This window comes from Paenibacillus thalictri, assembly GCF_004307995.1.
Taxonomy (GTDB): Bacteria; Bacillota; Bacilli; order Paenibacillales; family NBRC-103111; genus Paenibacillus_AF; species Paenibacillus_AF thalictri.
The window spans coordinates 1-2424 of sequence record NZ_SIRE01000068.1 but is presented as its reverse complement, the minus strand read 5'-3'; the positions used below and the strand labels follow the sequence as shown (position 1 = coordinate 2424).

At 51.5% G+C, this 2424-nt stretch carries 2 protein-coding genes; both read left to right on the top strand.

The features are described 5' to 3' along the window. The first annotated feature begins 138 nt into the window (after window positions 1-138). On the top strand, window positions 139-1626 hold the full coding sequence (gene istA, locus EYB31_RS39875) for an IS21 family transposase (protein WP_131019140.1): 1488 nt from the start codon (window positions 139-141) through the stop codon (window positions 1624-1626). A 1-nt stretch (window position 1627) separates the two neighbouring features. Then, complete coding sequence (gene istB / locus EYB31_RS39870) at window positions 1628-2353, top strand: IS21-like element helper ATPase IstB (RefSeq protein ID WP_131019139.1); 726 nt, start codon at window positions 1628-1630, stop codon at window positions 2351-2353. Window positions 2354-2424 lie beyond the last annotated feature (71 nt).

Here is a 2424-nt window from a genome sequence, read left to right as displayed (position 1 = left end):
TGTATATTGCATACTAAAAGTGCCGAACATTGCAGCATAAAAATGCTTAACTAATTGCAAAGAAAAGAGACACTTGCCAGCATCCCATTATCCTCCTATCGTTAAGTTTGCGACAACTGACGAAGGAGACTGGAAGGAATGCTGAAAATGCCTCAACAAGAGTATATCAGATTTTTACGTGAATCAGAAGGTCATTCGGTAAGCGAGATTGCCAGACAGGTGGGCATTCACTGGAGAACGGCAAATCGATACGCCGACAAAGCAAACTGGAATGAGGACCTCGGGAAACGAAAAAGTAACAGCCCGATCATGGGGCCGGTTATGGAAGTTGTGGATGCTTGGCTAGAGGAAGATCAACTGCTTCCGAGGAAGCAACGTCATACAGGAGTGAGGATATTTCAACGATTGCAAGCTGAATATGCTTTTACCGGTGGACAACGCACTGTCCTCGCTTATGTCAAGAAACGCAAAAGCGAAATGGCTTTGGAGCGTGCAAAATCATACGAGAGATTGGAGCATCCCCCAGGAGAAGCGCAAGTTGACTTTACGACGATTCAGGTCAGTCGTGATCAGCAACTACTCTCTTACAAGCTGTTAGTGGTTTCCTTCCCCTCCAGCAATGCGGCGTTCATCTACCCTACACCGGCGGAAAACCAGGAATGTTTTCTCGAAGGAATGAAGCAATGCTTTACGCAGATGGGCGGAGTTCCTCGTCGGGTCTGGTTCGATAATCTGTCTGCCGCTGTCGTTCACATCGAGAAGCATGGCGAGCGGCAGCTAACTGAAGGGTTCCAGCGGTTTTGTGCCCACTACCGGATGGAGGCGGTGTTTTGCAATCCGTACAGCGGTCACGAAAAAGGGCATGTCGAGAGCAAGTGCGGCTACGCCAAGCGAAACTGGGCGGTGCCGATTCCAATCTATGAAAGCCACGAGCAACTGGCCGACTACTTTGCTGAACAAGCTCGGCAAGATCGGGAGCGTCCGCATTATGCCAAAGGAGAACAAATTGCGGATCTGTGGGAATTCGACCGCCGCCACCTGCTGACATTGCCTGAGAACGCCTTTGAGCCTTTCCGAATGAGCGCAGCAGTGGTCAACAAATACGGAGAAATTCGGGTGGACAGTAGTACCATCCCACTGGCCGGATTGGTTCCTCCCGGCAGTGAGGTGCTGATTCAAACCTTTTGGGATCGGCTGGTGATCCTGACACAGCAGCAGCAGATCGTACACGAAGTGCCGCGTCCGTACACCGGCAGAACGGCGGATGTTCCATGGGTACAAGTGTTCACCAACCTACTGCGAAAGCCCCGCAGCGTCAACCATTCGCAATTCGTCCGGATGCTGCCAGAAGCCGTCCGGCAGTATGTGAACATAACGGATCTAGCCGTGCGCAAGGAACGATTACAGGCGTTAGCCCACTGGTCGGGTGTTTACCCCATCGCACAAATTGGAGAGATCCTGCAGGAGGCACGTAGCGAAGCGACTGTCGCCCAGGTGACGGCTGCACTTGGATTAAAGCAACTGAAGCGAGACATTCCGGTGGCATGGACGGAGACGCTTTCTCCGCCTGGCACACAAGAAGCCGAGTCGCTTGAACGTTATGATCGCCTGATGGGGGTGAGCTGAGGTGCGGAATGATCTGATCGAATTATGCCGGCAACTTCGCCTGGCTCATGTGGTGGAGTATGTCGCGCAGCAGCAAGATGAACGCACAAATGAACTGGTGGAACAGCTGCTGCTCGCGGAACGAGAAGGACGACGGCGGGCGAAACTTGGGAAATTAGTGCAGCAGGCAGGTTTTCCCCACCTGAAAACCTTTGAGGGGTATGTGAAAGAGCATATTACGTTTCCTGCCGGTTGCACACTTGAAGTGCTGCTGGATATGACATGGCTAGCACGCCGAGAAAACTTGTTGCTGATGGGTGCGGTGGGGACAGGCAAAACCCACATGGCTACAGCTTTGGGGGTGGAGGCTTGCAGGCGAGGACACGCGGTTCAATTTTTCCGGGCCGCGGACCTGGTGGCTATATTGCAAGAGAAATTTGCTGCAGGCACACTCAGCCGTTTTCGAGAAAGGATGAGAAAGATGGAATTGATTATATTGGATGAGGTTGGCTACGTTCCTTTTAGCCAAACCGGCTCAGAGCTCTTATTTAACGTAATTGCCGATTGCTATGAACAGCAGAGCGTGATCGTGACCTCCAATCTGGAGTTCGGTCAATGGACCTCGATTTTTGGAGACACGAAGCTTACGTCAGCTTTGGTTGATCGTCTGGTGCACCATGCACACATTCTGTCCTTCACCGGCGAGAGCTTCCGACTCAAACAAGCGATGGAACGAATTCCGCAATAACTCATGTTAACTGGCAAGTGACCTCGGCATTTTTCGCAGCAAAACTCAGCATTTTTCATTTGCAAAAAACA

Excerpts from the sequence above, each read along its gene's own strand:
- istA (WP_131019140.1), top strand. The coding sequence starts at position 139 with ATGCTGAAAATGCCTCAACAAGAGTATATCAGATTTTTACGTGAATCA.